Below are 4,251 nucleotides of genomic sequence, written 5' to 3'. Positions count from 1 at the left end.
GGCCTAGCCTGACCATCGCTACTCTGTCTGACTGCCCTGCTGCCACACGCATCTCTATGATGATTAGCGTATCAATGTTACTTGATTACTTGATTTGTATTCCATCTGACGCCTGCCTCGCTGGCCTGTTGACCCTCTTGCTGAAGGGTTGGCCAGATGCGGATGGGGAGCAAAGCGGCCGCCTGGCAATGAAGCGTCAAGCTTAAGGGCGGCGGGCAAGGAGGTGGTATGATAGAGGGAAGATCGGAGTAGCTTTTGTCTTGCCCTAGTACGTTGGCTGTTCCCCGAGCAGCGAGCGGGCGAAGGAAAGGACACAACGATCATGAGCACAGTGCGCCTGAGACGTAGCGAACTATCAACACCGGCCAGCAATGCGCACATGCTGCAGAAGGCGGCGGCGAGTCAGGCTGATCTTGTCATGCTAGACCTGGAGGACTCCGTCTCCCCGGCTGAGAAAGACAAAGCACGAGTCCAAGCCATCGAAGCCCTGCGCTCACTGGATTGGGCGGGTAAGACCCGAGCAGTGCGGATCAACGATCTTGAGAGCGAATATGCCTATCGCGACATTATTGCGCTCGTTGAGGAAGCGGGAGAACACCTTGACATCTTGATCGTGCCCAAGGTCAAACGCGCACGTGATGTCTGGTGGGTTGATCGCTTGCTAACGCAAATCGAGAAACGCTGCAGGCTGACGCGGTCCATCGGTCTGGAAGTCTTGATTGAAGAGACAGAAGCCCTGATCAATGTTGAAAAGATTGCCCGAGCGAGTCCGCGTCTGGAGGCCCTCATCTTTGGTCCTGCCGACTACGCTGCCTCCCAGGGCATCGATCTCAAATATATCGGCAATGACTTCGACACCTACCCTGGTGATCTCTGGCATTATGCGCGCAACAAGATTGTCATTGCAGCACGTGCGGCTGGCCTCGAAGCCATTGACGGCCCCTACGTCAACATCCGCAATCTCGAAGGCTACCGGCGCGAGTGTCTGCGAGCAAGCGTGCTGGGCTTCAGCGGCAAATGGGCTATTCATCCCGAGCAGATACCCATCGCTAACGAAGTCTTCTCACCTGTGCCCGAACAGGTAGCCCAGGCCCGACGGCTGATCGCTCTCTATGAAGAGGCCCAGCGTACAGGGCAAGGCGCCATCGAAGTCGATGGCCGCATGATCGATATGGCCCTGGTGCGCAATGCCCGGCAACTCATCGCCCGCGCTGAGCTACTGGGCCGCTAGCAAGCTGGCCAGGAAGGCAGGCCAGCAGGCATGAGCCGGCATAAGGAGAGGGGCCGCTCGCTTGAGCCTTCTCTCGGGTTGCCTATCTGCGCCTACTGCTGCCTGCCTCCACTGCGTCGTGTGCGAGCCGGGCTGAGATGCCTCGACTAAAGATAAGGCTGTCGTCAAGCTACACGCTAGTGCCGTCACGTCCCTGCTCAATTTTCGCCCAAATCTGGCGTTGCAGCTCCTCATCCAGGGCACGCGTAGGCACCAACACGCGCCGTCGGTAGGAGAGCACCTTTTGCCCGCGCTGATTATAGGCGACCGTCTCGACCGTCACAATGCCGCGATCCGGCTTGCTGGTCGACAGCCGCTTATCGAGGACACGCGACTCAGCATAAATTGTATCGCCGTGGAAAGTAGGAGCGAGATGCTTCACCTCCTCAAACTCGAGGTTGGCGATGGCCTTTCCGCTCACGTCCGGTACAGACATGCCAAGCACGATGCTAAAGACCAGGGCACCTACGACCAACCGCTGCTTGTGTTGCGTGTGCGCAGCATAGTTAGCGTCGATATGCAGCGGATTATGATTCATGGTCAACATGCAGAAGAGCATATCATCATACTCGGTGATAGTGCGTCCTGGCCAATGCTTATAGACGTCTCCGACCTCAAAATCCTCATAGCAGCGACCGAACGACATAATACTTCTCTCCTTTTGCGTGCTAGCTCAGACCCGGGGGGAGCATTACCTATCGAGCGCATAACGCTGGAGAAGCTGGCGAGCGATGATCAGGCGCTGGATTTCGCTGGTTCCTTCACCGATCAGCATAAAAGGGGCATCGCGATAATAGCGCTCGACATTGAACTCTTTGACATAGCCAAAGCCGCCGTGGATACGCAGCGCCTCCAATGTCACACGCTGGCACATCTCAGTAGCGAACAATTTGGCCATGCCGGTTTCGAGGTCGCAGCGTCCGCCGGCCTCCTTTTTGCGAGCGGCCTCATGGAGCAGCAAGCGTGCGGCTTCGATCTCCGTATACATATCGGCGAGCTTGAGCTGGATCGCCTGATGTTCAGAGATAGGGCGCCCGAAGGTACGGCGTTGCTGAGCGTAGCGGATCGCATCCTCGAAGGCGGCGCGGGCCAGGCCTACGGCACGAGCGGCCACATTGAGGCGCCCGATTTCCAGGCCACTCATCGCCTGTTTGAAGCCCTGGCCCTCAACGCCGCCGAGCAGATTCGCGGCTGGCACACGCACCTCCTCAAAGACCAGCTCAGCGGTGTCCACACCCTTATAACCTAACTTCTCGAAGGTGCGGCCTATGCGCAGACCTGGCGTCTCCTTCTCGACCAGAAAGAGGCTCATGCCACGATAAGGAGGCTGAGCCTGAGGATCGGTGCGCGCTAGCACTGCCAGAATACTGGCATAGACTCCATTGGTTACCCACAGTTTCGCCCCATTGAGCAAGTAGTCTTGACCGGCGCGCACCGCTGTCATACGAATGGCCTGAACGTCGCTTCCCGCCTCGGCCTCCGAGAGACAAAGGGCGCCCCGGCGTCTCCCTTCGGCCATCACTGGCAGAAAGCGCTGGCGCTGCTCGTCAGTTCCATACTGAGCGATCATCGCAGCCACCAGCACATGGGTATTGAGAATACCAGCCAAGCTCATCCAGCCACGAGCTAGCTCCTCAACGAGCTGGACATAGGTGAGCAGGTCCAAGCCCAGACCACCGTAGGTCTCGGGAATAGTCGCAGCAAAGAGACCGAGCTGTCGTAGCTCTTCGATCAGCTCACTCGGATAGCGGTCCTCGTGCTCCAGTTGCCGGGCAACCGGTAGCACTGCCCGCTCCACAAAGTGCCTAACCTCGGCAACCAGCAGGCGCCGCTCCTCATCGGAGCCTGATGGCATCTCCATTGATGGCCTCCTTTACATGCGCTGGCATGCGCTACAATAGAGTGCTGCTTTGCTCCACGGAGCCGCCCGGCCCTCGCTCCCCGGTGGCAGATGAGCGACCAGGCAGACGAGTGGCAGTCGGCACTAGGAGCGAGGGGGTTCCTGCTTGCGCAGTCGCTTATCGGCGTGCTGCAGAAGGAAGAGCTTAAACGCGCGAGCCGTAGCTGAAAGATTCTTATCCTTTAAATGCACGATGCGCCACTGGCGAATGATGGGAAAGCCCTCGACGTCGAGAATGACCAGGCGCCCCGTCTCTAGCTCCATATCGATAGCCACTCGTGAGATCAGGGCGATGCCCAGGCCAGCGGCTACACCCTGCTTAATGGCACTGTTATTCCCTACCTGCATCGCTACCTTCAAAGGGACGCCGGCCTCCTGAAAGAGGCCCTCCAAGGCTGCGCGGGTGCCGGAACCAACCTCACGCAGGAGGAAGGTCTCGCGCGTCACCTCCTCGAACGGCACCTTGCTGCGTCCTGCAAGACGATGCGTAGGGGCGGCGACGAGTACTAGCTCATTAAAGGCAAAGGGTTCGATGACCACCGGTATATCATCGGGCACGCGTCCAACCACGGCGATATCGATCCGATTATTGGCCAGAGCCTCTACCACGGCGGCCCGATTCAGCACGTTCAAGGTAATCTCTACCTCGGGATACATCTGGTGGAACTTGCCGAGCAGGCGCGGAATGACATAAGAGCCGACTGTCGTATCGGCAGCGACACTGAGCCGCCCATAGTGGGGGCTGCGCAGTGACTCAATAACCTCTAGAGCCTCCTCAATGACAGAGAAAATCTTCTGACTGTAGAGATAGAGTTCTTCGCCGGCTTGCGTCAAATGAGTCTTACGTCCAATCTGATCGAAGAGCTTAACGCCCAGACTTTCCTCAAGCTGACGAATCTGAGCGGAGACAGCAGGCTGGCTGAAATGGAGTTCCTCAGCGGCACGGACGAAGCTACAATGTTTGGCGACCACCTGGAACGTTGCGAGCTGATGCAGATTAAGCGTGCGCATGGGGTCTCCTGGCAAGGCAATGGAAATTCCACAAGGTAGGTGAAAGATGCAGAAAGAACAGATACCCAGA

The 4,251-nt window shown here is 57.8% G+C and carries 5 protein-coding genes; 2 read left to right on the top strand and 3 right to left on the bottom strand.

The window, feature by feature from the left end; all coding sequences use genetic code 11:
• The coding region (locus IRZ24_RS17390; protein WP_297167000.1) for a hypothetical protein at positions 1-206 on the top strand (206 nt) is incomplete at its 5' end.
• Positions 207-322: 116 nt separating this feature from the next.
• Positions 323-1,231 (top strand): CoA ester lyase, encoded by a 909-nt coding sequence (locus tag IRZ24_RS17385; protein WP_297166998.1) that lies wholly within the window; start codon positions 323-325, stop codon positions 1,229-1,231.
• A 169-nt stretch (positions 1,232-1,400) separates the two neighbouring features.
• Here IRZ24_RS17385 and IRZ24_RS17380 read toward each other — a convergent pair whose 3' ends face one another.
• The 3 genes from IRZ24_RS17380 to IRZ24_RS17370 form a co-directional block, all read right to left on the bottom strand.
• The gene (locus tag IRZ24_RS17380) at positions 1,401-1,916 is read right to left on the bottom strand and encodes a MaoC family dehydratase (protein WP_297166995.1); all 516 of its coding nucleotides are present in this window, start codon (positions 1,914-1,916) and stop codon (positions 1,401-1,403) included.
• A 45-nt stretch (positions 1,917-1,961) separates the two neighbouring features.
• Entirely contained in the window at positions 1,962-3,131 is a 1,170-nt protein-coding gene (locus IRZ24_RS17375) for an acyl-CoA dehydrogenase family protein (RefSeq protein WP_297166992.1), read from the bottom strand.
• A 123-nt stretch (positions 3,132-3,254) separates the two neighbouring features.
• A partial coding sequence (locus IRZ24_RS17370; protein ID WP_297166989.1) for a LysR family transcriptional regulator occupies positions 3,255-4,251 on the bottom strand: 997 nt, incomplete at its 5' end.

The sequence above is a fragment of the Thermogemmatispora sp. genome, assembly GCF_019683755.1.
Classification (GTDB): Bacteria; Chloroflexota; Ktedonobacteria; order Ktedonobacterales; family Ktedonobacteraceae; genus Thermogemmatispora.
The sequence above is the reverse complement of the archived record's forward strand: the minus strand, read 5'-3'. Positions and strand labels throughout refer to the sequence as shown.